A 24,521-nucleotide genomic window follows, 5' to 3' on the forward strand; every position below is an offset into this window, starting at 1 on the left:
CACCTTTCTGTGCGCCGGCACTCATACCGGTGTCAACTCTGTGATCAGCCATGTGCCGTTCGCCTGTTCGACGCGAACCCGTACCCGACTTCCGTCGAGTTTCGTGTCGGGTGCGTCGGTACTCGTCGTGCTCTGATTGATGAAGAGCAACAATTCCGCGCTGTCGATATCGGACTCGACAACTGCGGATTCGAGGACCGTCGCACTTGTGACAACCTGACGTTCACGGGCCGAGGGGACGATCACTGCCGACCCGACTTCCTGAAACTGACCGGCGAAATCCCCACCGAGGCTTGACTGTAACTCTGAAAAATGCTGCTCGACGGTATCGAAGTCGTACGACAGAAGCTCCGGAACCACCTCGACTGCGAAGGCCCGCCCCTCCGCCGCCGAGTCCGCACGCGCGTCCCCGTGTACATCGCCGCGGACGACGAACACCGCACCGATCGACGCGACGGTGGCGAGCCCACACAGCGCGGCGGTGAACAGTCGTCTCGCCCGCCTCGACGCCGGCCGCACTCGGACCATCACCCCACTCATGCGACGAACTCCACGTTCGAGACGAGCCAGCGACCGTCGATCTTGTCGAGCGTGATCTTCATTCGGTACACGCGAACCTCTCCGTCCGGAGCCTCGTTGTTCTTGACGGTCGACGTCACGGCCGCCAGCACAGTCGACTGCTCGTCGCTCGCGTCGACTATGCCGACCGACCTGACCTCACCGGTCGACTCGACTCCCCCATCTGACAACAGAGAACCGAATCCATCTGCAGCAGAAACGAATTGCTCCCGAAAATCGCCGGTTGTACCGTCGATGACCCGACCCAGATCGGCATCGGCGGTCTGGCTCCCGAGCGTGACCAAGTTGACGGCCATCGTCGACGCGACATCGAGAACATCTCGATTCCGCCTCTCGTCGTCGACTGTCGAACGCCAGGACAGCGAGGCCACGACACATACGACGATCGACACCAGCGCCACGACCGCGACGAGGATCGTCCCACCGACTCCGATCCACCGCGTGGACGCTCGCTCCTCGACCGCTGCCGTATCGACGGCAACATCGTTGTCGACAACATCGTTGTCGGCAACGGTATCGTCGCCGATGGCGTCCTCGGCCGTACCGCTCACGTCGTCGTCGGGTGTGCACTTGCTTTCGTCTATGCGAACAGTGCTTGCCATGTCGGGTCCTCCTGATCGTTGTTCACCGAGTCGGTGTTGCCCAGCCGATACACCTCACCGTCCGGAGCCCTGAAGCGTCCCGTGAACGGGTCGTAGGGCACCGATGCAACGGCAGGGCCGGTCTGTGTGAACGACGCTGGTGTCGCTTCCGGGTCGGACCCGTCGGGTGCACCGGGCTCCGTCGCCGGGACATCGGCGGCCGGCGGCGATCCCGCGGACGGGATGTAGGGCGCTCCTGGCCTTGCCAACATCTGCGGCCACGTAGACGGAAGTCCTGCCGGGCATTCGGACAGTTCGCCGGTGCGTACCGAAGGATCGGTGGCGCAGGGAGCATTGCGTGCACCGCGAACAACGCGGGCGTCGTCCTGCGGCAGCTTGCAGTAGGAATCGGCCGCGGGTTCGGCGGGCGACAGGTCGCCTGGATCACGACGCGCAGTGTCGTACCCTTCGGTGCACGGCAGGGGGTTCGCCGTGTTACCGAGCTTGATATCGAGCGGCCCCTGGCCGTAAACCAAGTCATCGCCTTGGAAGCCTTGGTGCATATGGTTGATCGACGCAGAGACCGCCGGATACACCACGAGCAATTGGCGTATTCCAGGGATGTTCACGCGCGCGACCTCACCGACGGACTGGAGGTTGGCCAGAAGTACCGGAAGGGGCGATTCGAGGTCCGACAGCGTTCCGTTGACGGCATCGAAGAACGCCGGCCCCTGGTCCAGTACGGCTCGAATCTGCCCGTCGTCCATGGCCAGTTGCTGGGTGAACGAGCTGAGATTCGAGCTGAACGAGGAGATGTCGGCACCGGATTCGTTGATCTGGCCCAGGACCGGCTCGGCGTCGGCGATCAATCTCTCGGTGGGCCCGATGTTCGCCTGGGCCAAGGAGATCAAAGGCCGTGAGGAGTCGATCAGCGTGCCCAGCGACGGACCGAGTCCGTCGAATGCAGCGAAGGACTCGTCGACCGTCGTGCGCAGGTCGTCCTTCGGTAGTGAATCGAGCAGGGTGTGCACCTCCTCCACGACCTCCGAGGACGGGGTCGGAACAGACGTGCGGGACATGCCGATCGAATCGCCGTCGGAGAGGTAGGGCCCCTCGCTCGTCGCAGGCACCAGGTCGATGTACTGCTCGCCGATAGCGGAGATGCTCTTGACGATTGCCTCGGTGTCGGACGGGACATCGATTCCGGACTGCAGCTGCAACGTCGCGACGGCCTCGTCGAGGTTCACCTTCAGCTCGGTCACCACGCCGATGTCCACACCGCGGTATGTGACAAGCGAATTGACGTACAACCCACCCGCACTCTCCATCTCCGCTTGGACCGTGTAACGCCCGATTCCGGAGTACCGCTGAAGACCCATGTAGGAGAACACCGCATATCCGACAGCCAGCAGGCCTACGACACCGAACACCAACAGCTGGACACGTACCGTGCGTGTTCTCATCGCCTGCCTCCCTGAATTTGGCGAAGGATGTCGTCGACAGTCGGTACGACCGGTCCCGCGACCACCGGAACCATCGGTGACAGCAGCGGATCGGCCGCCTGTCGAGCAGGATTGAGGTTGATCAACTCGTCGACAGGGATACTCCCGAGGACCTTCCCACCGATGGTCTCCGCCGACACATCCAAGGTGAGGAACAGGTTCATGTAATCTCCTCGCAGCGCCTTGTCCGCCGTCATCACCGGGAACGGGATAGTGGTAGCGATCTTCAGTGCCTCGGGCACAGAATCCGCCGAGGCCGACAATTGCGCCAACGTGGGCTCGAGTGCAGCGATGTTCGCACTCAGATCGGCACGAGAATCCTCCAGTACCTGCGTCGCCGCAGTTCCGAAATCTCCGAGCCGAGTCAGCATCGTCGTGAGCTGAACTCGCTGTTTCTCGACGATGTCGAATGCAGGTCCGAGCGAATCGATTCCTGCCTCGAGGGTCGCGGACTGCCCTGCCAGGCTCCCACCCAGCCGATCCAGACCGTCGATGGCCGCGACGATGTCCGCCCGCTGGTCGTCGAGACCGGTGACGAATGTGGCCAGCGTGTTGGTCAAGGACCTGAGCGAAGTCTCCCTACCGCCGATCACACGATTGAGTTCGGTTGTGACCGTCTGGATCTGCTGCAATCCGGATCCGTTGAGCACCAAGGACAACGCTGACAGAACCTCCTCGGTGGAGGGGTACTGACTGGTTCGGGACAGCGGAATGACATCCCCGTCCGACAACCGGCCGTTCGGGGCTTCGTCGACCGGAGCTGTCAACTCCAGATACTGCGAACCCAATACGCTGGTTTGAGCGAGCTTCGCCGTGACGTTGGCTGGGAGCTCGACGTCACTGTTGATGTCGAGTGTCAGTATCGCAGTCCAGTTCTCACTCGCGATGCCGCCGATGTTTCCGACCACGACATTGTCCGCTTTCACCGGAGAGTTTCCGACGAGGTTCTGGATGTCCGCCAATTCGACCGTCACCTCGTACGTGTCTCCGCTGACACCGTTGCCCGGCAACGCGATCGAGTTGACGCCGTCGAAACGACACCCGCTCACCATCGCGGCCACGACGGTCGCCGAGAACAGACTTGCAGCCACTCGGCTCGAACGACCGCGCTTCATCGCGTGCCCGCCTCGGTGCCAGCGCCGGCGAGTCCACGGCCGATGGAATCGGTGGCTTTCGTGCATTCGTCCGCCGGTGCATTCGCCGTCGTGAGAAGTGCACAGATCAACGAGCGAGGGTCGGGCGCGTCGGCGACTGCCAGCGCACCGGTGAGCGAGTCCGACTTCTCGTCGTAGATGTTGTAGAAGTTGGACATCGCAGTCGGTGCAGTGTGCAGAATCTGCGCGAGCGTGTCCTCCTTGTCGACCAGGAGGGTGGTCAAGGTATTCAGCTTGGAGACATCGTTGTTCAACAACTCACGATTGTCGTTGACGAACGACGTGACCTCCGCGAATGTCGTGGACATGCTCGACAGCGTCGCGTCGAGTTCGGTGCGATTGTCGTTCAGGAAACCGGACAGACCCGCAAGTTCGCTACTGAACCCGACGATCCGATCGTCGTTCGCGGCGAGAGCGGAAGTCACTGATTGCAAATTCTGCACGGTCGCGAACAGATCGGGGCTGCCTGAATCGAGCGTGTGGACGGCCTCGGAGAGCGTGACCAGTGAATCGTGCAACGTCTGGCCGTTTCCTGCCAGGGTGTCCGCGGTCGTGCTGACGAAATCTGTCAGAGCACCGTCGGGATTCTCGGGAGTCCGTCCGACGTCGCGAGCGAGCGTCACGACCTGTTTCTTGATCTCGTCGAACTCGACCGGGGAGGCAGTCCTCTCCAGCTCGATGATGTCGCCGTCTTCCAGCGTCGGCCCACCTGAATACACCGGTGCCAGTTGGACGTAACGACCTGTGACAAGCGTCGGCGCAACGATGACGGCGCCCGCATCCACCGGGACCGGATTGTCGTTGTCGTATGACATGTCGACACGTACGCGATCGCCTTCGGGCGTGATCTCGTCGATCGAACCGACCTCGACCCCGAGAATCATCACACGGTCACCCACATACAAGCCGGCCGTGTTGGTGAAGTATGCAGACACGTGGTTGGTACCGACACGCTGTGCAACAGCACCGGTCGTCAGTACGACGACAGCCGCCAGAGCCGCAGCGACAACCAGTAGATACGGGCGCGGCCGGGGAAGGGACAATCCAACCCGCTTCATCGTGGACCTCCGAGGCTGCCGGGGAGTTGACCGGCAAGATTGGCGGGAAGAATGTTGTGGAGCAGAACGCCGAAGAACGGTCCACTTCCGACTACGTCGTTGATCTGTGTCGCATAGCGCTGCAATCCGGTCAAAGAAGCGTCGATGTTCGCGGAGTTGTCGTTCAATGTCTGTACGAGTTGGTCGAGTTGCGCCAGCGTCGGTCCGAGCGTGCCTCGATTCTCCTGCGCCAGAGCAGTCAATTCGTCTGCGATGGCGCGGGATCGAACAAGAATCCGATGGATGTTCGACGATCTCTCGTTGAGCATCGCGAACAGTCCGCGGCCTTGGTCGACCAGTGTCGCGACCTGCTGATTTCGGTCGTTCAGCACACCCGATACGTTTGCGGCGCGGTCGAGCATCTCGCGGAGTTCTGCGTCACGACTGGCAACAGTGTCCGAAAGCCTTCCGAGGCCGGACAATTGAGTCTGCAGGTCGGACGGAAGAGCCTCCTCGACGGCCGAGACCTGCTCGAGTGCGCCCGACAGGTCGACGGTATCGGTCTTCGATACCGTATCGGTCACTTCCTCCAGCGATCGTGTGATGTCGTACCCCGACGAGGTGTTCTCGACGGGGATCGTGCCGCCCCGTTCCAGATCGTCGGGCGACGTCCCCGCCGTGAGCTCGACGAATCGGTGCCCGAGGACCGTCTCGACCTTGATCGCGGCCGTGGTGTCGGCCGTGAGACGCACAGCACCGGGGTCTGCATCGAATCCGACCGACACAGTTCCGTCGTCGAGCTGGATCGAACGGACTTCGCCGACCACGACCCCTGCGACCTGAACCTCGGCACCCTCGCTCAACCCGGACGCATCGGAAAACTCTGCCTGGTAAATGTCCGTTCCACGCAGGAACGGGATCGATTCGTAGGTGAAGCCGACGACGAGAGCGAGTACGAGCACAACTGTGCCGATAATTCCGAGTCGGACCTCGTTCGTCCTCTCAGGACCGGTGGAACTCATCTACTTACACCTTTCTGCGGGCGCAGTGAACATCGGCGAGACATCACCGGGTCCACTCCCGTACTTGACTGCCAGCCCGCAGACGAAGAAGTTCACGAAATTTCCGTAACCCGAGGCCCGGCCGGTCAACCTGTAGGTCTCGGGCAGCTTGGACAGGACGAGGTCGAGCGTGTCCGTCTGCGCGTTGAGCCTGCTCGCGAGAACACCGAGCGATTCGATCTCGGGACGCAGGCGTGGTCGGTTGTCGGTCAACACGTCCGAGAAAGCCGCGGTGAGGTCGTCGATCTTGACCAGCGAGCCCGCGATGGTCTCCGAATCGCCGTTGAGCCCGCCCGCAACATCGGTCAAGCGATCGACCAACAACTTCAGAGTGTCGCCCCGGCCGTCCACCGCCGCGAGGGTGGTGTTGAAATTCGTTATCACACTGCCGATTGCCGCATCGCGATCGGCCAAGGTATTCGTCAGCGAACCCAATTCGCTGACCAGGTTCCCGATGGCGGACTCCTGACCGTTCAGAACCTCCACCAGCGAGCTGGACAGCCTGTTGGTCTGGTCTGGATCGAGCCCTTGCAGCAGCGGCCGGAATCCATTGACGACCTGATCGAGATCCAACGCCGGGGTGGTCCGGTCGAGAGGGATGGGTTCGGTGAGCGGACTCGGATCCGGTCGTCCCCGAGCCAAATCGAGGTAGCGATCACCGATCAAGTTCTTGTACTTGACCGAAGCCTCGGTGCCCGCACCGAGGACGTGGTCGGTATCGACGTCGAACGACACCAATGCTGTTCCGTCGGAGAGCAATTCAACATCGGAGACCTTGCCGCTGGGCACGCCTCCGATTCGGACGTCCTCACCGTTGCCCAATCCCGATGCATTGCTGAACACCGCCTGATACGAATGGGTGCTTCCGAATCGGAGGTTCCCGACGACTGCTGCCACTCCCAGTCCGGTCACCGACGTGATCACCACGAATGCGACCAACTTGATTCCGGCACTTCTGCTGCTCATCGACCGCCTCCAGGCATGAACTGCGCGAACGGGTTACCGATCAGATCGGCGAACGTTCTCGCTTCCGAGTAGGCATGACTACCGTCGTCGAAGTCCGTGTGCGGTTGCGGTGCAGTCCAGTCGTAGCACTTGGCCGGACCGTCGGCGGCGACGATCGGTAGATCCTCGGGTGCGGTGTAGGGCGGGTCACCCATCAACAACGTCCCGAGAATGTTCAGACCCGGGTTGGCGCTGCCCCCGACTGTCCGTTCGAGGTACTTGTTGGTTTGCGCAAGGCTGTCGAACAAACACGGGAAGGAAGGTGCGCGCTCGGCCAACAAACCGGTCGTCGGTGCGAGAGTCTTCACCGATTGGAGCAGCGGGTTTCCGGCGGCGTCGAAGAACGCCTCGCCGCGGTTCCCGAACTCGGTGAAGCTCAACAGGAATGCCGACAATTCAGATTCCTTCTCGGTGAGGGTGTTACCGGTGGTGGTCAGGTTGCCCACGGTGTTCAACAGTTCGGGAGACGCTTGCGCGAGTATGTCGGCACTCTGCGCACCGGCTGTGAGATCGCGCTGCAGTACCGGCAGACTTCCGTTGAATCGCCCGAGGTAAGCGTCGAGTTCGACGAGCATGTCGCCCAGATCCCCGCCGCGACCGTCGAGCGAGGTGGCGAGCGCGTTCAGTGAGGCGTTGACCTTCTGCGGTTCCACAGCGCGCAGCACTTCGACCAACGAGGCCAGCAGATCGTTGACCTCGGTGGGCACCGACTGCGACTCGAGCACAGTTCCGGTCGAGATAGACCGCACGGATCTCGACTCGGGCGCGGTCAGCGAAATGAACTTGCGCCCGAACAGAGTGGTGGGATCGATTGTTGCAACCACATTCTCGGGAATCGTCCGTGCGTACTCCGAGCTCAGATCGACTGAGACAACGGCACGTCCGCCTTCGACGGAAACCTCGTCGACCCGCCCCACTACGACATCACGCATCTTCACGTCCGAACCGGGCTCGAGCATGAGACCCACCCTCGAGGACCACACCGTCACGCGCACAGTCGAATCCAGCGCACCTCGATACAGCGCAATCGACAGCGCGGTTGCACCGATCAGGATCAGCACTCCAGCCAGACCGAGCATCACATCGACGTTGCGCGACTGTTCTCTTCGAGCGGCACTCATCAGCCCGACACCCGCACTGCCCCGGATGTCCCGCCGTACACAGCGATTCCTATCAGGAGATCGATCGCCATGATGGCGATCAAAGACGTTCGGACGGCTCGGCCGACCGCCACACCTACCCCTGCGGGACCGCCGGCGGCGTTGTAACCGTGGTAGCAGTGCACGCACATCACCACGACGGCCATCGTCAGCACTTTCACTGCTGACCACACAACGTCACTCGGTACGAGGAACACATTGAAGTAGTGATCGAAGGTGCCGCCCGCCTCCCCGACCATGTACACGGTGACCAGACGCGTTGCCGCGTACCCGACGAACAACGCAACGCAGTAGAGCGGGATGACAGCTATTATGCCGGCGGCGACTCGGGTGGCAACCAAGTACGGAAGAGACGGAATCGACATGGTCTCGAGCGCATCGATCTCCTCGCTGACGCGCATCGCGCCCAGTTGGGCCGTGAAGCCTGCACCGACGGTCGCAGTCAAGGCGATACCGGCGATCACCGGGAGTGCTTCACGGGTGTTGAAGAAGGCAGAGATGAACCCCGACAGCGCGCCCAGGCCGATGTGCCCGAGCGACGTCGAACCCTGTTGCCCCACTTCGTATCCGACGGCAGTGGTCAACATCGTGACGACAACCAACGTGCCACCGATGACGGCGAGTGCGCCCGAACCCATACTGACCTCGGCGAGCAGGCGGACCGTTTCGGACCTGTAGCGCTGCACCGTTCGAGGAATTGCGGCGATGGTGCGACCGTAGAACGACAGTTGTCGTCCCATGTTCTCGAGTTCACGGATCGGTGCGCCGGCCGCCCTTGCCAGCACGGTACCCGGCCCGTCCGGGCGAGTTCCTGCAGTTGTCGCCACTGTTTTCCTGTTCGTCGTGGGGATGGTGGGTGAGGTCTCGGTCAGTGAAGCGCAATGGTGGTGATGACCGAGTTCGCGAGGAAGAGAAGAAGGAAACTGAAGACGACCGTCTGGTTGACGGCATCTCCGACGCCCTTGGGCCCACCCCGAACACCGAGCCCCAAATGACAGGCCACCAAACCGGCCAGCATTCCGAATACAGCCGCTTTGATCTCGCTGATCATGAAATCGGGTACGCCGGTGAGAATGGAGATCGAAGTGAGATACTGCCCCGGCGATGCGCCCTGCATGTACACCGTTGCGATGTATCCGCCCACCAAGCCCACTGCAGACACCAAGCCGTTGAGAAAGACGGCAATCACGATCGAAGCCAATACCCTTGGCACACAGAGCCGGTGGATCGGGTCTATGCCGAGTACCTTCATCGCATCTATTTCTTCACGAATGGTCCGCGACCCCAGATCGGCGCAGATTGCGGTCGATCCGGCACCGGCGACCACGAGAACCGTTACCACCGGTCCGATTTCACGAATTATTGCGACGCCTGCACCTGCCCCCGACAGATCGACGGCGCCGATTTCTGCCAACAGAATGTTGATCTGATACACGAACATCATGCAGAAAGGAATCGCCATGAGTAGAGCAGGCATGATCGACACGCTTGCGATGAACCATGCCTGCTCCAAGAATTCGCGCACATGGAACGGCCGCCGAAACATTCCCCTGAGTGTGGCGATGGACGTGGCGTAGAAGCCACCCACGGCCCGAGGGGCAACCGCAAGGTTGGCTTGCCACCGAGGCTGTTTCGCGGTCGTCACCACCTTGGGCTCGACCGGGGCGACAGCAGGCATAGTCATAGAGCTATCCAGGCCTTTCGGACTCGACTCGAAGCGGACGTTCCGGCACACGACTCACAGGATTCGAGGAAGAAAATCCGATCGAATCCGCTCTGGCCAGACGCTTGCAGGACCGCCCGAAGGGGGGCCGTCCGTGTTGCACGATGCAATAGAACCACCCACCGAAGAGGGCTACAGCCCCCCTTGGGACTGTCTTAGTACCTCTTTGGGGGCATGGCGTGCGTCACACTTCAGAGTGCTGATTCACGTCACTCGAGTCTTTCGGGGGTCCACCTGGTTGGCTACGTTCTGCACTGTGCGTGCTGGTCAGGCGGAACCAGAATCATCGCCCATTCTTCGTATCCGCCACACGCGTGTTCGCATCATCACTCGGATCGACGAAGATGTCGTACGAGATCGGTGGCACCCTCACCGTATCGGGCAAGGTCGGTCTTGCCTGCGCGAGCCAGGACGTCGACGTCGATCGAGGTCCGACCGCTCAGCTCCCCCTTGGTCTCGAGCAAGATCTCGATTGCAGCATCCGCCATGACTTCCGGTGAACGTGAGTGCAGAACTCCGTCCTTGCCGCCGAGAAGATTCTCCACGGCAGCGGCAGCGGTAGCGATGGTGCTTCGGGGCCACAGGCAGTTGCTCGACAGCTGAGCATCCTTATACTCCGCCGCGAAACCCAGTGCAGCAAGGGTCATTTCATATTCGGCGAGCGATTCCCCGGCTGCCGCCGGACATCACCAGAGTCCGGCCTCGAAACTCGAATTCGTCATATTCGATCAGTTCCGCTCTGCAACAGCAGAATCGACCGACGCGAAATTCGGACGGCGCCTGTTCAGGAATGCGTCGACGCCCTCGCGTCCTTCGGCACCGCCCGCCGCCCATCCGATCGACGCGGCCTCGGCGTCCAGGTGGTTCGAGAAGGACGCATTCACGCCCTCGTCGACGAGCATCGTCGTTGCACGAATCGCGGCACGGGGGCCACTACTGATCCCACCGGCCAATTCCCGGACCAGATCCCGCGCCCTGCCGTCGTCGACGATGCGGCTGACTGCGCCGAGGCGATGAGCCTCGTCGGCGTCCATGGATCTCTGGGTCAGAAACAGATCGAGGGCAACCGCCCGGCCTACTGCGCGGGGCAGCGCCCAGGACAGGCCACCGTCCGGGGTGAGTCCGACCGCACCGTATGCGGTTCGAAATTTGGTCGATGTCTCCGCGACGCAGATGTCGCCGAACATCGCGAGGCTCATCCCGGCTCCCGCGGCCCAGCCCTGCACACCGACGACGATCGGCACATGCAGAGCGCGGATCGCGCGGATCGATCGATGCAGCCGATCCGCCAGTTCGGACACGTACTCACCTGGATCCGCGGCTGCCGAAAAGGCGGAGAGGTCGCCGCCCAAACAGAAGTTCTTGCCCTCGGCCGTCAGCGCGATACATGTGGTGTTCGGATCGATCGAACCGACAGCGTCCCAGAGCTCGTCCGTGAAATCGAAGTCGATGGTGTTCCCGCCACCTGCGTTCACGAGCTCGATCTCGGTCACCGTTCCCAGCGGACCTCGATCGGGATTGATACGGACGCGATTGGTCATCGTCGAGTTCTACTTTCTACGGTTCGGCCCCGTGCCGAAGATCAGCGGTGGCAGGGCGCGGGACGGACCGAGCGGCCGACGAAGGCCCTGTGTAGTCGAGGAAACCACTGCACACTCCACCGGCCCAGTCCCCTTTCGGGCCGTCTTACTAGCCCCAAAGAGTCATATCCCCCACCACAGGTCGGCGAACGCAGTCGCGACTCGGAATTATGACGACGCCTCGTTCGTTGAACCCCACGTATCGACCGATAAAGAGCTAGGAGAGCAACGATGTCTGCAGCCACCGAAACCGCCATCCTCGCCGGAGGATGCTTCTGGGGAGCCGAAGAGCTCGTCCGCAAGCTCCCGGGAGTGATTTCGACCCGCGTCGGCTACACCGGCGGCGAGGTCCCCAACGCGACGTACCGCAACCACGGTAATCACGCCGAGGGCCTCGAGGTCGTCTACGACCCCACCCAGACGACGTACCGCGATCTGCTGGAGTTCTTCTTCCAGATCCACGACCCCACCACCAAGAACCGTCAGGGCAACGACATCGGTGCCAGCTACCGCTCGGCGATCTTCTACCTCGACGACGAGCAGAAGCGCGTCGCCGAGGACACCATCGCCGACGTCGACGCGTCGGGTCTGTGGCCGGGCAAGGTCGTCACCGAGGTGACCCCGGCAGGAGATTTCTGGGAGGCAGAGCCCGAGCACCAGGACTACCTGCAGAAGTACCCCGAGGGATACACCTGCCACTGGGTGCGTCCGGAGTGGAAGCTGCCGCGTCGGGCAACCGCCTAGGAGCGGCGGCGCCGCACGTGAGTGGAACTTCGACCCCTGCTACGAAGTTCCGCTCACAAGGACGAATTACGCAGATCCGCCATATCCAGAACGAATCTGTACCGAACGTCGTTACGCGTCAACCGATTCAACGCCTCGTTCACCTGGGCGGACGGCATCGTCTCCACCTCGGCGACGATGCCGTTCTCGCCGCAGAAGTCGAGTAGATCCTGGGTGTACTTTCGTCCGCCGCTGCCCGCGGACGCCAGGCTCTTTCGTCCGATCAGCAGATCCAGCACATCGACCGTCGTCGAGCCGAGATAGCCGACCGTGCACAGCGTTCCGTCGAGCTCGAGGCAGCGTAGGTACGGCGAGAGATCGTGATCGACCGGAACGCAGTCGATGATCAAGTCCAGCGTTCCTGTCCGTGATTGTATGTCTTCCGCATCGGTCGACACGACGACGTGGTGGGCTCCCAGCCTCGTCGCATCGCGGACCTTGGTTGCGCTGCTGGTGAATACGGTGACCTCGGCACCGAGAGCGCGTCCCAGCTTGACCGCCAGGTGGCCGAGTCCGCCGATTCCCGCGACGCCGAGCCTGACGCCAGGGCCGACGTTCCATCGCCGCAAGGGCTCCCACACCGTGATTCCTGCGCACATCAGCGGCGCGACGCCGGCCGGATCCAGGTTCTCGGGTCGGTGGTAGACGAACTTGTCGCGCACCACGTACTCGTCGGCGTATGCACCGCGAGTAATGGATCCATCGTGCCGATCGTGACCGCCGTAGGTGAGCGTCGGGAATTCGCGACAGAAGTTCTCCTGCCCGGCTGCGCACATGTCGCACGTGCCGCACGAATCGACGATGTTTCCCACCGCAACCGCGTCGCCGACGGCGAAGTCGGTGACCCGGTTGCCGATTTGGGTCACTTCGCCGACGAACTCGTGTCCGGGTACCACCGGGAAGTCGCCCGGACTTCGCGTCGAATGCAGATCGGTGTGGCACACCCCGCAATAGGTCACCCGCACCGCCACGTCGTCGCCGCGCAGTTCTCTTCGCTCGAAGTTCCATCGCTCGAGTGGCGTCGTCTCGTCGACGGCTCGATAACCGGTCGTTGCTCGCATGTGCACTCTTTCTCGAAAAGTAACCAACTGGTTGGAAAGGTTAGCCGCTGCTCGGACGGTTTTCAACCAACCAGTTGGAAATGTAGGGTCGGCCCATGGGAGATTCGACCGCCACGCGCGCCCGACTATTGGCGGCGGCCACCGAGGAATTCGCGACACACGGGATTGCCGGCGCACGTGTGGACCGCATCGCGGCGGAAGCGAAGTCGAACAAATCCCTGATCTACAGCTACTTCGGCAACAAGGACGCCCTGTTCGACATCGCGTTCGACACACGAGTCGACACCGATATCGAGAACATCGTCTTCACCCCGGACGACCTACCGGGCTACGCGGTCAGGCTCTACGACATGTATCTCGACGACCCGACGCTGGTACGACTGCTGACGTGGGCACGTCTCGAGCGCACCCCGGCCGGGCCGCTGTTCGACCGCAGACCAGGACACGACGACGAGAAGTACGCGATGATCGCCGACGCCCAACGGACCGGACTGCTGGTGGACGACGTGGACGCCGCCGACATCTGGTCGATGCTCATCGCGCTGGCCGGGACGTGGGCTCAGGCGGCGATCATCCATACAGCCGACCGCAGCGAACCCGCTGCCGCGCACGATCGACGCCGGGCCGCCCTCGCCGCCACCGTCGGACGGGCGTTCTGCCACTCCCCGCATCCAGCAGAGGCAGAACTACCGCGCACAGCGGAGCCGAACTTGCGACACTGATCCGGTGACCTCCGACAGAACTCCTCGGTCGATGGCCGACGTCCTTCGTTCGCCGCGTTTCTGGCTCGCGCCCATTCTGGTGGTATCGGCACTGATGTCGTTTCTCGCCGCGCTGTACCTGGGCGGCGTGCTCGATCCCAGGGGCAATCTCCACGACCTCCCCATCGCGATCGTCAACCAGGACGAGGGCGACACCCTCGCAGGCGAGCAGCGCAACATCGGCAACGACATCGTCGAGGGTCTGCTGCAGAACGTCGATTCGGAGAAGGTCGATTTCCGGGAAGTCGGTCCGGCGCAGGCACAATCGCTGCTGTCGACGGCCGAGGCCTACGGCTCCATCGTCATCCCGAGCGATTTCACCAAGAGGATGGGAATCCTCGCTCAGGCGAGCGTGATTCCCGGGGACGTCGAGAAGCCGATCATCACGGTCTACACCAACCCACGTGCCGGCAGTTTCGGGATGTCGCTCGTGACCGGAGTGGCGACACCGGCATTCGAGTCGGTCAATCAGACTGTGGGACAGCAGATCACCGAGCAAGTGCGCCAGCAGCTCGGCGAAACCCAGCTCGCCGGCGCGAGCGCTCTCACCCTTGCGCAACCGATCGACGTGATCGTCGCTCAATACGATCCGCTACCCGACGGCACCGGCGGAGGCCTGTCTGCGTTCTACTACGCACTCTTGCTCGTCCTGGCCGGCTTCACCGGTGCGACCATCGTCAGCGCACTCGTCGACGGCCTGCTCGGATTCACACCGACAGAGATCGGCCCCAAGTACATCCATCGCGGACCGACCCTGATCAACCGCTTTCAGACGCTGCTCGTGAAGTGGCTCGTGATGATCGTCCTCGCCATGCTGGTGTCTGCCCTCTATCTGCTGATCAGCCATCTGCTCGGTATGCCGATCACTCACGCCTGGACCCTGTGGCTGTACGGCGCGTTCGCGATCACCGCGGTGGGCATCACGGCACTGGCGGTGATGTCCGCGTTCGGCACGGCAGGATTGCTGATCAATCTGATCGTGTTCATCATCCTGGCGTTGCCGTCGTCGGGCGGCACCATCCCCCTCGAAGCAAGCCCGCGGATCTTCACCTGGCTCGCGCAGTTCGAACCGATGCACCAGATCTTCCTCGGCACCCGCTCGATCCTGTACTTCAATGCCTCACTCGACGCGGGGCTGCTGCACTCGGTGGGCATGACGTCTCTCGGACTGCTCATCGGGCTCGTGTTCGGCGTGGTGTTCACCCGCATCTACGACGGCAAAGGCCTCGACCGAAGCCTCGATTCATCGGGTGCTCACAGCTGACGCCAGTACACTCGATCCAATGCTTGCTGTGAATCCAGCCGGGAGCGTGGCACCCCGACGTGCCTTCCACGCTTACCTCGACGTCGCCATCGTCGTCCTCGTACTCGTGGGCACCAACCTCATCGCGCACTTCACCACGGTGTGGGCCAGTATCGCGACGGTCCCGATCGCCGCTGTTCTGCTGGTCGTCCTCGCGAACCGTCGCGGTCTGGGCTGGGCCGAACTGGGACTGTCGCCGAAGCAGTGGAAGACCGGATCGCTGTACGCGCTCGGAGCCGTCGGAGTCGTCCTGACCGTCGTCGCGATCGGCGCGTTGCTGCCACTCACTCGGCCCTTCTTCATGGCCGACAGGTACGCAACCGTCTCCGCCGCCATCGTCGCATCGATGATCGTCATCCCCCTCCAGACCGTCATCCCGGAAGAACTCGCGTTCCGCGGGGTGCTGCACGGCACGCTGGGCCGCATCTACGGAGCTCGGGGTGTGTTCGCTGCAGGGTCTCTGCTGTTCGGTCTGTGGCACATCGCATCCTCGCTGGGACTGACGGCGGGCAACGTGGGGCTGAGCGGATTCCTCGGCGGCGGACTGTTCGGGCAGATCGTCGGTATCGCGCTGGCCGTCGTGGCGACCGCGGCGGCGGGTGTGGTGTTCACGTGGCTGCGCAGCCGTAGCGGAAGTTTGATCGCGCCCATCGCCCTGCACTGGTCGTTGAACGGACTCGGCGCACTCGCCGCAGCTCTCGTCTGGCATGCGTCGGTGAGCTGAACGGCATGAAGGACGAGCTGCACCAGTACCTGCGCATCGCACGCGAGAACATGCTGTGGAAGCTCGACGGCCTCACCGAGTACCAGAAACGACGGCCGATGACGCCGACCGGGACCAATCTACTGGGCTTGGTGAAGCACCTGGCGATCGTCGAATACGGCTATTTCGGCGTCACGTTCGGTCGCGAGTTTCCAGCTCGTTTCGCGGAATTGGAAGCAGAGGGCATGGCCCGGCCGAATTCCGACATGTGGGCAACCGCCGAAGAATCGTCGGAATCCATTGTCGCCCTCTACCGGAATGCCTGGGAACACGCCGACGAAACCATCGCGGCCAACGACCTCGACTCCATCGGACGCGTCCTGCACTGGCCGGCCGAAAAGCAGGAAGTCACGTTGCACCGAGTTCTGGTTCAGATGATTGCCGAGACCAACCGCCATGCCGGGCATGCGGACATCGTGCGCGAGCTCATCGACGATTCCGTTGGACTGCGCCTCGGCAACGAAAACATGGCCGACGGCGACGCAGCATGGTGGGCCGCATATCGAGCCGAGCTGGAAACAGTTGCCAGAGAAGCTGATTGACCGCATCGCCTGTCGTCAGGTTCCACAAACGCCTATCACGCGCCACCGACAGGTACTGGATCGCGAATAGTTCTGCAGGGCAATAGTTTTCGATTGCACTACGGTTGCCAGTCGAACGCGCGTTCGATACACTTGCTCCCATGACCACGGAGATCTGGCAACTGAGCGAGAGTGAACTCCTCGCCGACGCCGCCGCTGTCTCCCATCAGATCCAACTACTGGAAGCGCGGCGTATCGCCCTCGTCGCCGAAATCGACACCCGCGTGAGCCGGGAGAAGCTCGGCTTCCCCGGACCCGCCGGATGGCTGACCTCCACCACCCTTCTCTCACCGTCCAAAGCCACCAAAATCGTCGCCCTCGCCCGCGGCATGGCTGCATTTCCCGACATCGCCGACGCCGTGAACACCGGCGTCATGTCCGTCGATCACGCCGCCCTGATCCTCACCTTCGCCGAAACACCACCGGAGAACCTGCCGGAAGAGGGTCGCGATGCCGCACGTAAAGCTCTGATCAAGGCTGCGACCGGGCCCGACGCGCGCACCGGCCGGATTCGTGCAGCGATCACCAGACTCGAAGACAGCTTCGGCACCAAGAAACCACCCGCCGAGAACACCGACCGCAACGAACTCTTCGCCTCCACAACCCTGAACGGGCGGCTGGTACTCAAAGGAGACTTCGATGCGATCACCGGAGAAAAGCTGCTCACTGCGCTCTCACCGTTGACCGAACCCCGCCCCGCAGCCGACGGCACCCAAGACGACCGCAGCCCCGCCCGGCGCAGAGCCGACGCCTTCGGACACATCCTCGACCAGTACCTCGCCTCCAGCGATCGGCCCATCGAAGGTGGTGAACGCCCGCACGTGAACCTGCACATCAGCCTGCGCGATCTCACCGACCTCCGCGACAGCGCCGACGCCGACGACATCACCGACGACGAAACCTCACGCGCAGCAGCCGAATCCGACGACGCGACCCAACCCGCCACCGCGGATCGTGGCGCGTATCGCGACCTGTTCGGCGACGGCACCACGGTCGGGTGGCTCCCCTGGATGGGACCGCTGTCCCGCAACACTTCCCGCCAGTTGGCCTGCGACTGTGTCCTCACCGCCATCGTCATGGACGAGAACGGCAACCCGTTGAACCTCGTCCGCACTGCCCGTACCGTCACCGCCAAACAACGCACAGCCCTCACCGCCCGCGATCACGGCTGCGCCTTCCCCGGCTGCGGCAAACCCGCCGCCTGGACCGAAGGCCACCACATCTGGCACTGGGGCGACGGCGGCCCCACCGACATGAACAACCTCGTCCTACTCTGCGGATTCCACCACCGCCTCATCCACCACTCCGACTGGGAAGTGTTCATCGGCACCGACAACCACCCCTGGTTCGTACCACCCGCAACCGTGGATCCCTACCGACAACCCAGGCAATCGCACGCCCGCGCAGGCCCCCGCATCGCCTGAACCCCACAACGACTGCAGCCCCGCACCGAAACAACGGTGCGGGGCTGGAAGAGGTCGGTTCAGGAACCAGAGGGAGCGACAGATGGTGCGGGAGGAGTAGCTCCATCGGCCGGGGCCGGGGGTGCAGGCGCAGTCGCACCGTCTCCCTCAGCACCCGGAGTCGGTGGTGCGGGAGGAGTAGCACCATCGGCCGGAGCGGGCGGCGTCGCACCGTCCGTCGGCGGAGCGGGCGGCGTCGCACCGTCCGTCGGCGGAGCAGGCGGCGTCGCGCCGTCCTCCGGTGCGCACAGGGCACCAGGCCCACCCTTGCCCGGACCCGGTCCACCTTCTGCCGGTCCACCCTTGCCCGGACCACCCGCGGGCGGAGCAGGCGGAGTTGCGCCGTCACCCGGCGCAGGCGGAGTCGCACCGTCGGCCGGAGCCGGAGCCGTCGATCCGTCACCGGAATCCGGGGCTGCCGGGACCGCTGGGACATCCGAACCGCCACCACCGTCGGTCCGCTGTCCGAGCGCGGACGACGACGCCACCGTGGACACTTCCGGCGACGCATCGGGCCCGGTGGCCGCGAATACTGCCGATGCAACCAACGCACCGACTGCGAGTCCCGCTGCCGCCGTCGCCACCATCGGCACCCGTCCCTTCCAGCGCTTCGGCTTGTTCTCCCGAGCCGTGTCGGCACCGACACTCGGGGCGGGCTCGGGGTTCGATGCGGCGGGGATCGGCTGGGTCTGATCGTTCACGTTCACTCCTCGTTCGGACTGTCTCGTTCGTTTCGGTCTGTCACCGACCCTGCCGCCGTTAGCTGAAGTCACCCTGAAGCCGGGCGCATCTTCAGGATCACTTCAGCTGGTGAGTGACAATCGAGGAATGACATACAGTTCCGCTCCCCGGGTGATGGTGGTGGAGGACTCGCTGCCCATCCGAGAAGCGCTGGTGGCCGCGTTCGAGGACGCGGGATTCACCGCCGCGTCCTTGCCCGACGGCGACGACTTCGAGACCACGATGGCCGGCTTCCGCCCCGATGTCGTGATTCTCGACATCATGCTGCCGGGCGCCAGGGACGGGTTCGCGTTGATCGACATCGTCCGCCAGAGCAGCGATGCAGGAATCATCATGGTCACCGCGAAGGACCGGCTGGAGGACCGCCTACGCGGTCTGAGGGACGGCGCAGACGACTACGTGGTCAAACCTTTTCAGCTGGACGAGGTGGTCGCGCGAGCGAGATCGGTGCTGCGAAGACGCGGCAGATCGTCGGACGCAATCCAAGTGGGCGATCTACTCGTGGACGAATCCGCAGGGGTCGTCACCCGCGCCGGCCACGTCCTCGACCTGACGGCGACCGAGCTCCGATTGGCAACCTTCCTCGTCGCGCAGCGCGGTCGCACGGTCTCGAAAACGTCCATCCTCGAATCGGTCTGGGGCTACGGCGCGTACGACGGCAATCTGGTGGAAGTGCACATCAGTGCCTTGCGTCGCAAGATGGAAGCGCACGGTCCGCGGTTGATCCACACTGTCCGTGGCCTCGGTTACGCTCTGCGGGCCCCGCAGTGAACCGCACGCCCACGCCCTCGTTGCGCACCCGTGTGGTCGCCACCGTCGTCGTCTTGTTCGCGGTGCTGCTCCTTGTGGTCGGTGCATCGGTGGATGTCGTTCTGGGCCAGCAGCTTCGACGCGATCTCGATGCTCGCTTGAGCGATCGTGCCGACCGAGCGGTCGAACTGGTCGACAGCGGGGTCAGTGCGCAGGACTTGGTGCAGGCTCTGCAGGGCGACGCCATCCGAGTTCGGATCACCACCGCCGACGGAACGGTCTACGGTGTGCCCGGTGGCGAACCTCCCGCGCAGGGCGATCGGCCCGCGGCACCCAACCCTCCGTCCGGCCCGTCGAATGCGCCCACTCCCCCGGGACCACCCAATCCACCTGCCCCACGGTCGGATTCGCTGGAGATCACGAAACCCCTGCCCGACGGTTCGACGCTGTCACTGCTCGGCGACACCACCGCGATCGCCGATGTTCGCCAACAATTGCGCATTCTCATGGTGGTCGCCGGTGCCGTCACTCTGCTGCTGGCCGCTGCCGCGCTGATCTACGCGGTGAGGCGCGCATTGTCTCCGCTGGACTCGATGACGACGGTCGCACGCCGAATCACCAACGGCGACAGGGGTCGACGGTTGCTTCCATCCAAACCGAACACCGACCTGGGACGCACAGCATCGGCCGTCGACGAGATGCTCGACGCCCTCGAGGACGCCGAGCGCAAGGAGGCTGCCGCAGCGCAGGCGGCGCGTCGAGCAGAGGAGGACATGCGCCGGTTCCTGGCCGACGCGGCACACGAACTGCGGACGCCGGTAGCCGGGATCTCGGCGCTGGCTCAGTCGTTGCAGCGCGACGCCGAACACCGCCCCGATCGGGTCGGTAGGTGGAGCGAGCTGTTGGTCGGCGAATCCGCCAGGGCGTCGCGACTGGTGGGCGACATGCTCGATTCCGTTCGGGCAGAGAACACTTCGGAGCTGGAGCTGACCGACGCAGACCTCACCGACGTGGTTCGACGCACCGTCGAGCGCTCGGCACTGCTGTCCCCGCAGGTCCGGTTCGAGGTGGACGGATCGCAACCGGTGCCGGTCAGGGTGGACGTGGGTCGCGTCGAGCAGATTCTCTCGAACGTCCTCGACAACGCCGCTCGCTTCACGCCGCCCGGCGGTAGCGTCCGGGTGACGACGGGCACCGATTCGCAGGCGTTCGTCACCGTCGACGACGACGGCCCCGGGGTCGACGAGGCGGACCGTGAGCGCATCTTCGAGCGGCTCGTTCGACTGAATTCCGCGCGCGACCGTTCTTCCGGCGGCGTCGGGCTGGGATTGTCGATCGCACGCACGCTGGCGCGCGCTCACGGCGGCGAACTCGTCTGTGCCGCAGGGCCTACAGGCGCACGATTCCGACTGACACTTCCTAGCCTTACGGGTCGTTCCGCGGGCTCCACTCCGGCAAACCACCGATAGTTATTCGACGATCAGGTCCATCAGCAGACTGTCGTGCCAGCCCTCCGGGCCCTTCTCGTACTTGCGCATGATTCCGACGGGCTCGAAACCGACTGCGCTGTAACAGGCTATGGCGACCGCGTTGTCAGCAGCGGGGTCGATCACCAATCGATGATGCCCCAGTTCGACTGTCAGGTATCGCACCAGCGTGCCGACCGCGTCCTTTCCGACGCCGCGGCCGTGCACTGCCGGGTCCAGGAAGACGTCGATCGACGCATGCCGGTACATCGGATCGGTCTCTTCGCCGTACTGGATCAATCCCACTGTTGCGCCGTTCGATTCGACGACCAGTCGATTCTCGTCGGTGCTGTCGAACGGCCAGTTCTCGTCGGCATCCTCGTCGCCCCACCGCGCATACACCTCGGGGGTGCGCAGTATTCGGCTTAGCTCCGGCACATCCTCGGCGGTGACGGGTCGCAACACGACCCGTTCACCGCGGAGGTTCATCGCGGAGCTCTACTCGGCCCGCTTGGCGGCACGGGCCGCGAGGTCCTGGGCGTCGAGCGTGTCCGCTTCTTCGAGGGTCGGTGCGCTGCCGCCCAATCGTGCCGGAACCCAGTACGCCCCCGGCTCGTGGTGGTAGTTCTCCTGCAGTTCCAGCAGCATCTTCTGCATCACTGTGCGCAGCTTCTCGGTCAGCTCGTTCGGCGGACCGACCGGCGGCAGCGGCTCGCCGACGGCGATCGAGATGGGAGTGTTGGTGCGGCCCAATCGCTTCGGGTGTCCCTTGGTCCACACGCGCTGCGCACCCCAGATGACCGTCGGGATGATCGGCACGCCTGCCTCGATGGCCATGCGCGCTGCGCCGGACTTGAATTCCTTGATCTCGAAGCTGCGGCTGATGGTCGCCTCCGGATACACGCCCACGAGCTCGCCGTTGCGCAGGCTCTCCACGGCCGACTTGTACGACTGAGCGCCTGCCCCGCGATCAACGGGGATGTGCCGTAGCGCGCGCATGATCGGGCCGGAGATCTTGTTGTCGAAGACTTCCTTCTTCGCCATGAACCGGATGTAGCGCTTCACCCGTCGCGGCGGTAGCCCCGCGTAGGTGAAGTCCATGTATCCGGTGTGGTTGACGGCGATGACGGCTCCGCCGGTGGCAGGGATGTGTTCCTCGCCCTCGACGTCGAATTTCAGGCCCTCGAACGCGAACACTGCACGAGCGATGCCGATGACTGATCGGTAGACGGGTTCCACAGTCCGTTAGCGTAGTCGGTGGACGATGCCGGAGAAAAGGTCCGGGAGATGACAGGTCCGGTCGAAAGCAACGGGGGAGAAACGAAGTGAAGAACAGTGCGGCACCACCGCGGCGGACCCGGGTCGTCCGAACCGCGCTGCCGCTGATCGCGACGCTCGCCCTGGTCGGAGCCTGCGATTCCGCAGTCGGACTGCCGTCCGAGCAGTCCGGGGCGACGAGCAACACCACCGAGGCCACGACGTCGACGACAACTCCGACCACGGCCGCACCGACCACCACCACGCCCCCACCGATCCCGCCCGGCCCACCCGTCGGCGAGGTTCCGGGAAATCCCGACGCCGCGACGGCGCTGCGGCCGTTCGTGGGCGACCTCACCGGAGGCGGAATCGGCGTCGTCACGGCGCGGTGCTGGACGGTTCCGCCCACCGAGATCCCGACGATGTACGTCGACGCCGAGGCAATCCTCGCTGCCGTTGCCGCCCCCGGCGTCGACGGCCAGTACGCCGTCACGTGGACCGGGCCGACCGCGACGGTCAGCATCAAGCGGAGCGAGATCGCGTCCGGCTACGCGTGCCCCACCGTCTATCCCACCGGCACCGCCCCCGTGTTCGACGCGGCAGACGCCGTCTACAGCGTCGATCGCTACCTGGGACGTCTCGCCGGGATTCCCGTGAACCCCAGCGATGTGGAAGAGACCTATCCACTCGTGTGCGACGGCCGTCAGACCTGGGATGCCCTCGGCATCGGCGTTCCCACTGCCCCGCCGCTGGTGCAGAATCCGAACATCCTGACCGGCATCACCTCGTTCGATCCCGACAGCGTGTTCGTCACCGGGCAGAACGGCATCTACACCCAGGTCAATGCAGACATCATCGACGCGTCCGGGGCGTACCAGAACCGTACGTTCGTGCTGGCCGTCGGCGGCGAGGGTTACTGCATCGGCGATATCGCCTGAGTAACCGGCCCGGTTACTTCAGGACGTCGGTCCCGACGAAAGGCACAAGGGCTTCCGGGACGCGGACGGTGCCGTCGGCCTGCTGGTGGTTTTCGAGGATCGCGACGATCCAGCGGGTGGTGGCGAGGGTGCCGTTGAGCGTCGCCGCGGTCTGGGGCTTGCCGTTCTCGTCGCGGTAACGCACGCCGAGGCGTCGGGCCTGGAACGTGGTGCAGTTCGAGGTCGAGGTCAGCTCCCGGTAGGCCTGCTGGGTGGGAACCCATGCCTCGCAGTCGAATTTGCGAGCGGCCGAGGAGCCGAGGTCGCCGCCTGCGGTGTCGATGACGCGGTAGGGCAACTCGACCGCGGCGAGCATCTCCTTTTCGTACTCGAGCAGCTTCAGGTGTTCGGCCGCTGCATCCTCGGGCTTGATGTAGGAGAACATCTCGATCTTGTCGAATTGATGGACTCGGATGATGCCGCGGGTGTCCTTGCCGTAGCTGCCCGCTTCGCGGCGGAAGCACGACGACCATCCGGCGTACCGCTTCGGGCCGTCGGCGAGGTCGATGATCTCTCCCGAGTGATAGCCCGCGAGAGCAACTTCGGAGGTTCCGACGAGGTAGAGGTCGTCGGCTTCGAGGCGATAGATCTCGTCTGCGTGTGCGCCGAGGAACCCGGTTCCCGACATGATCTCCGGCCGCACCAGCACCGGCGGGATCATCATCGTGAAGCCGTTCTTGACGGCCTTCTGCGCGGCGAGCTGCAGCAGACCCTGCTGGAGCAGCGCGCCGTAACCGGTCATGAAGTAGAAGCGCGAGCCCGAGACCTTGGCACCGCGTTCCATGTCGATCAGGTTCAGCGACTCGCCGAGTTCGAGGTGGTCCTTCGGCTCGAAATCGAACTCCGGGATCTGCCCGACGGTCTCGAGAAGAACGAAGTCGTCCTCGCCGCCTGCGGGCGTGCCGTCCTGGACGATGTTGGAAATCGCGCGATGGGCCGCGTCGAGGGCTGCGTCGGCCTCGGCTTCGGCGGCCTGGGCGGCCTTGACCTTCGCGGCAAGTTCCGATGCGCCGGCGAGTAACGCGGGGCGGTCCTCGGCGGAGGCCTTACCGACCTGCTTTCCCAGCGCCTTCTGCTCGGCACGCAGCTGATCGCCGGCCAGAACCGCGGCCCGGCGGGATGCGTCGGCATCCAGAAGTGCGTCGACGAGAGCGGGGTCCTCGCCTCGGGTGCGCTGCGAGGCGCGCACTGCGTCGGGATTCTCGCGAAGGAATTTCAGGTCGATCACGAGAA

General features: G+C 63.8%; 26 protein-coding genes. 9 read left to right on the plus strand and 17 right to left on the minus strand.

The window, feature by feature from the left end:
- Positions 1-21 precede the first annotated feature (21 nt).
- The 12 genes from CH271_RS09855 to CH271_RS09910 form a co-directional block, all read right to left on the minus strand.
- Positions 22-540, minus strand: coding sequence for a hypothetical protein (locus CH271_RS09855; protein ID WP_141216995.1), 519 nt, complete (start codon positions 538-540; stop codon positions 22-24).
- A complete protein-coding gene (locus CH271_RS09860) occupies positions 537-1,181 on the minus strand; it encodes a hypothetical protein (protein WP_094633436.1) in 645 nt (214 codons plus the stop codon). The genes CH271_RS09855 and CH271_RS09860 overlap by 4 nt, the downstream gene beginning before the upstream one ends.
- A complete protein-coding gene (locus tag CH271_RS09865) occupies positions 1,160-2,623 on the minus strand; it encodes an MCE family protein (RefSeq protein WP_094633437.1) in 1,464 nt (487 codons plus the stop codon). Before CH271_RS09865 ends, CH271_RS09860 begins: the two co-directional genes overlap by 22 nt.
- Entirely contained in the window at positions 2,620-3,777 is a 1,158-nt protein-coding gene (locus CH271_RS09870; protein ID WP_094633438.1) for an MCE family protein, read from the minus strand. Before CH271_RS09870 ends, CH271_RS09865 begins: the two co-directional genes overlap by 4 nt.
- The gene (locus CH271_RS09875; protein WP_094633439.1) at positions 3,774-4,874 is read right to left on the minus strand and encodes an MCE family protein; all 1,101 of its coding nucleotides are present in this window, start codon (positions 4,872-4,874) and stop codon (positions 3,774-3,776) included. The genes CH271_RS09870 and CH271_RS09875 overlap by 4 nt, the downstream gene beginning before the upstream one ends.
- Positions 4,871-5,875: an MCE family protein gene (locus tag CH271_RS09880; protein ID WP_094633440.1), complete on the minus strand. Its 1,005-nt coding sequence runs from the start codon at positions 5,873-5,875 to the stop codon at positions 4,871-4,873. The genes CH271_RS09875 and CH271_RS09880 overlap by 4 nt, the downstream gene beginning before the upstream one ends.
- Complete coding sequence (locus tag CH271_RS09885) at positions 5,876-6,880, minus strand: MCE family protein (RefSeq protein WP_094633441.1); 1,005 nt, start codon at positions 6,878-6,880, stop codon at positions 5,876-5,878.
- The gene (locus tag CH271_RS09890; protein ID WP_094633442.1) at positions 6,877-8,040 is read right to left on the minus strand and encodes an MCE family protein; all 1,164 of its coding nucleotides are present in this window, start codon (positions 8,038-8,040) and stop codon (positions 6,877-6,879) included. The genes CH271_RS09885 and CH271_RS09890 overlap by 4 nt, the downstream gene beginning before the upstream one ends.
- On the minus strand, positions 8,040-8,819 hold the full coding sequence (locus CH271_RS09895; RefSeq protein WP_037188699.1) for an MlaE family ABC transporter permease: 780 nt from the start codon (positions 8,817-8,819) through the stop codon (positions 8,040-8,042). The genes CH271_RS09890 and CH271_RS09895 overlap by 1 nt, the downstream gene beginning before the upstream one ends.
- 128 nt (positions 8,820-8,947) lie before the next feature.
- Positions 8,948-9,625 carry an MlaE family ABC transporter permease gene (locus tag CH271_RS09900; protein WP_230596178.1) on the minus strand — a complete coding sequence of 226 codons (678 nt, stop codon included), beginning with the start codon at positions 9,623-9,625 and terminating at the stop codon, positions 8,948-8,950.
- 503 nt (positions 9,626-10,128) lie between these two features.
- Positions 10,129-10,449, minus strand: coding sequence for a hypothetical protein (locus CH271_RS09905; RefSeq protein WP_094633443.1), 321 nt, complete (start codon positions 10,447-10,449; stop codon positions 10,129-10,131).
- An 81-nt stretch (positions 10,450-10,530) separates the two neighbouring features.
- Positions 10,531-11,343 (minus strand): enoyl-CoA hydratase/isomerase family protein, encoded by an 813-nt coding sequence (locus tag CH271_RS09910; RefSeq protein WP_037187137.1) that lies wholly within the window; start codon positions 11,341-11,343, stop codon positions 10,531-10,533.
- A 270-nt stretch (positions 11,344-11,613) separates the two neighbouring features.
- Here CH271_RS09910 and msrA point away from each other — a divergent pair, with 270 nt between their 5' ends.
- Positions 11,614-12,126: a peptide-methionine (S)-S-oxide reductase MsrA gene (msrA, locus tag CH271_RS09915; RefSeq protein ID WP_037187136.1), complete on the plus strand. Its 513-nt coding sequence runs from the start codon at positions 11,614-11,616 to the stop codon at positions 12,124-12,126.
- A 53-nt stretch (positions 12,127-12,179) separates the two neighbouring features.
- Here msrA and CH271_RS09920 read toward each other — a convergent pair whose 3' ends face one another.
- Positions 12,180-13,226, minus strand: coding sequence for an NAD(P)-dependent alcohol dehydrogenase (locus CH271_RS09920; protein ID WP_094633444.1), 1,047 nt, complete (start codon positions 13,224-13,226; stop codon positions 12,180-12,182).
- A 95-nt stretch (positions 13,227-13,321) separates the two neighbouring features.
- Between CH271_RS09920 and CH271_RS09925 the strand changes: the two genes are divergently transcribed.
- From CH271_RS09925 to CH271_RS09945, 5 genes are all read left to right on the plus strand, one after another.
- Positions 13,322-13,948, plus strand: a complete 627-nt coding sequence (locus CH271_RS09925) for a TetR family transcriptional regulator (RefSeq protein ID WP_094633445.1) — start codon at positions 13,322-13,324, stop codon at positions 13,946-13,948.
- A 31-nt stretch (positions 13,949-13,979) separates the two neighbouring features.
- Positions 13,980-15,251 (plus strand): YhgE/Pip domain-containing protein, encoded by a 1,272-nt coding sequence (locus tag CH271_RS09930; protein ID WP_094633446.1) that lies wholly within the window; start codon positions 13,980-13,982, stop codon positions 15,249-15,251.
- Between the two features lie 19 nt (positions 15,252-15,270).
- A complete protein-coding gene (locus tag CH271_RS09935) occupies positions 15,271-16,014 on the plus strand; it encodes a CPBP family intramembrane glutamic endopeptidase (RefSeq protein ID WP_037187130.1) in 744 nt (247 codons plus the stop codon).
- 5 nt (positions 16,015-16,019) lie between these two features.
- Positions 16,020-16,595 (plus strand): DinB family protein, encoded by a 576-nt coding sequence (locus tag CH271_RS09940; protein ID WP_094633447.1) that lies wholly within the window; start codon positions 16,020-16,022, stop codon positions 16,593-16,595.
- Between the two features lie 140 nt (positions 16,596-16,735).
- Positions 16,736-18,058 (plus strand): HNH endonuclease signature motif containing protein, encoded by a 1,323-nt coding sequence (locus CH271_RS09945; RefSeq protein ID WP_094633448.1) that lies wholly within the window; start codon positions 16,736-16,738, stop codon positions 18,056-18,058.
- A 59-nt stretch (positions 18,059-18,117) separates the two neighbouring features.
- On the opposite strand, the gene CH271_RS09950 is transcribed toward CH271_RS09945, so the two are convergent.
- Positions 18,118-18,798 carry a hypothetical protein gene (locus CH271_RS09950; RefSeq protein WP_143546029.1) on the minus strand — a complete coding sequence of 227 codons (681 nt, stop codon included), beginning with the start codon at positions 18,796-18,798 and terminating at the stop codon, positions 18,118-18,120.
- A gap of 127 nt (positions 18,799-18,925) precedes the next feature.
- On the opposite strand from CH271_RS09950, the gene CH271_RS09955 reads away from it, so the two are divergent.
- Both CH271_RS09955 and CH271_RS09960 read left to right on the plus strand, forming a co-directional pair.
- Positions 18,926-19,609, plus strand: a complete 684-nt coding sequence (locus tag CH271_RS09955) for a response regulator transcription factor (protein ID WP_179274824.1) — start codon at positions 18,926-18,928, stop codon at positions 19,607-19,609.
- Positions 19,606-21,057, plus strand: a complete 1,452-nt coding sequence (locus CH271_RS09960; RefSeq protein ID WP_094633451.1) for a sensor histidine kinase — start codon at positions 19,606-19,608, stop codon at positions 21,055-21,057. Before CH271_RS09955 ends, CH271_RS09960 begins: the two co-directional genes overlap by 4 nt.
- Here the strand turns inward: CH271_RS09960 and CH271_RS09965 are convergent, their stop codons facing one another.
- Positions 21,058-21,543 carry a GNAT family N-acetyltransferase gene (locus CH271_RS09965; protein WP_094633452.1) on the minus strand — a complete coding sequence of 162 codons (486 nt, stop codon included), beginning with the start codon at positions 21,541-21,543 and terminating at the stop codon, positions 21,058-21,060.
- A gap of 9 nt (positions 21,544-21,552) precedes the next feature.
- On the minus strand, positions 21,553-22,293 hold the full coding sequence (locus tag CH271_RS09970; RefSeq protein WP_037186544.1) for a lysophospholipid acyltransferase family protein: 741 nt from the start codon (positions 22,291-22,293) through the stop codon (positions 21,553-21,555).
- 86 nt (positions 22,294-22,379) lie between these two features.
- Here CH271_RS09970 and CH271_RS09975 point away from each other — a divergent pair, with 86 nt between their 5' ends.
- Positions 22,380-23,249, plus strand: a complete 870-nt coding sequence (locus CH271_RS09975; RefSeq protein ID WP_094633453.1) for a hypothetical protein — start codon at positions 22,380-22,382, stop codon at positions 23,247-23,249.
- A gap of 13 nt (positions 23,250-23,262) precedes the next feature.
- Here CH271_RS09975 and serS read toward each other — a convergent pair whose 3' ends face one another.
- Positions 23,263-24,516, minus strand: coding sequence for a serine--tRNA ligase (serS, locus tag CH271_RS09980; protein WP_037186559.1), 1,254 nt, complete (start codon positions 24,514-24,516; stop codon positions 23,263-23,265).
- Positions 24,517-24,521: the final 5 nt, after the last annotated feature.

The sequence above is a fragment of the Rhodococcus sp. 05-340-2 genome, from assembly GCF_002258915.1.
Lineage (GTDB): Bacteria > Actinomycetota > Actinomycetes > Mycobacteriales > Mycobacteriaceae > Rhodococcoides.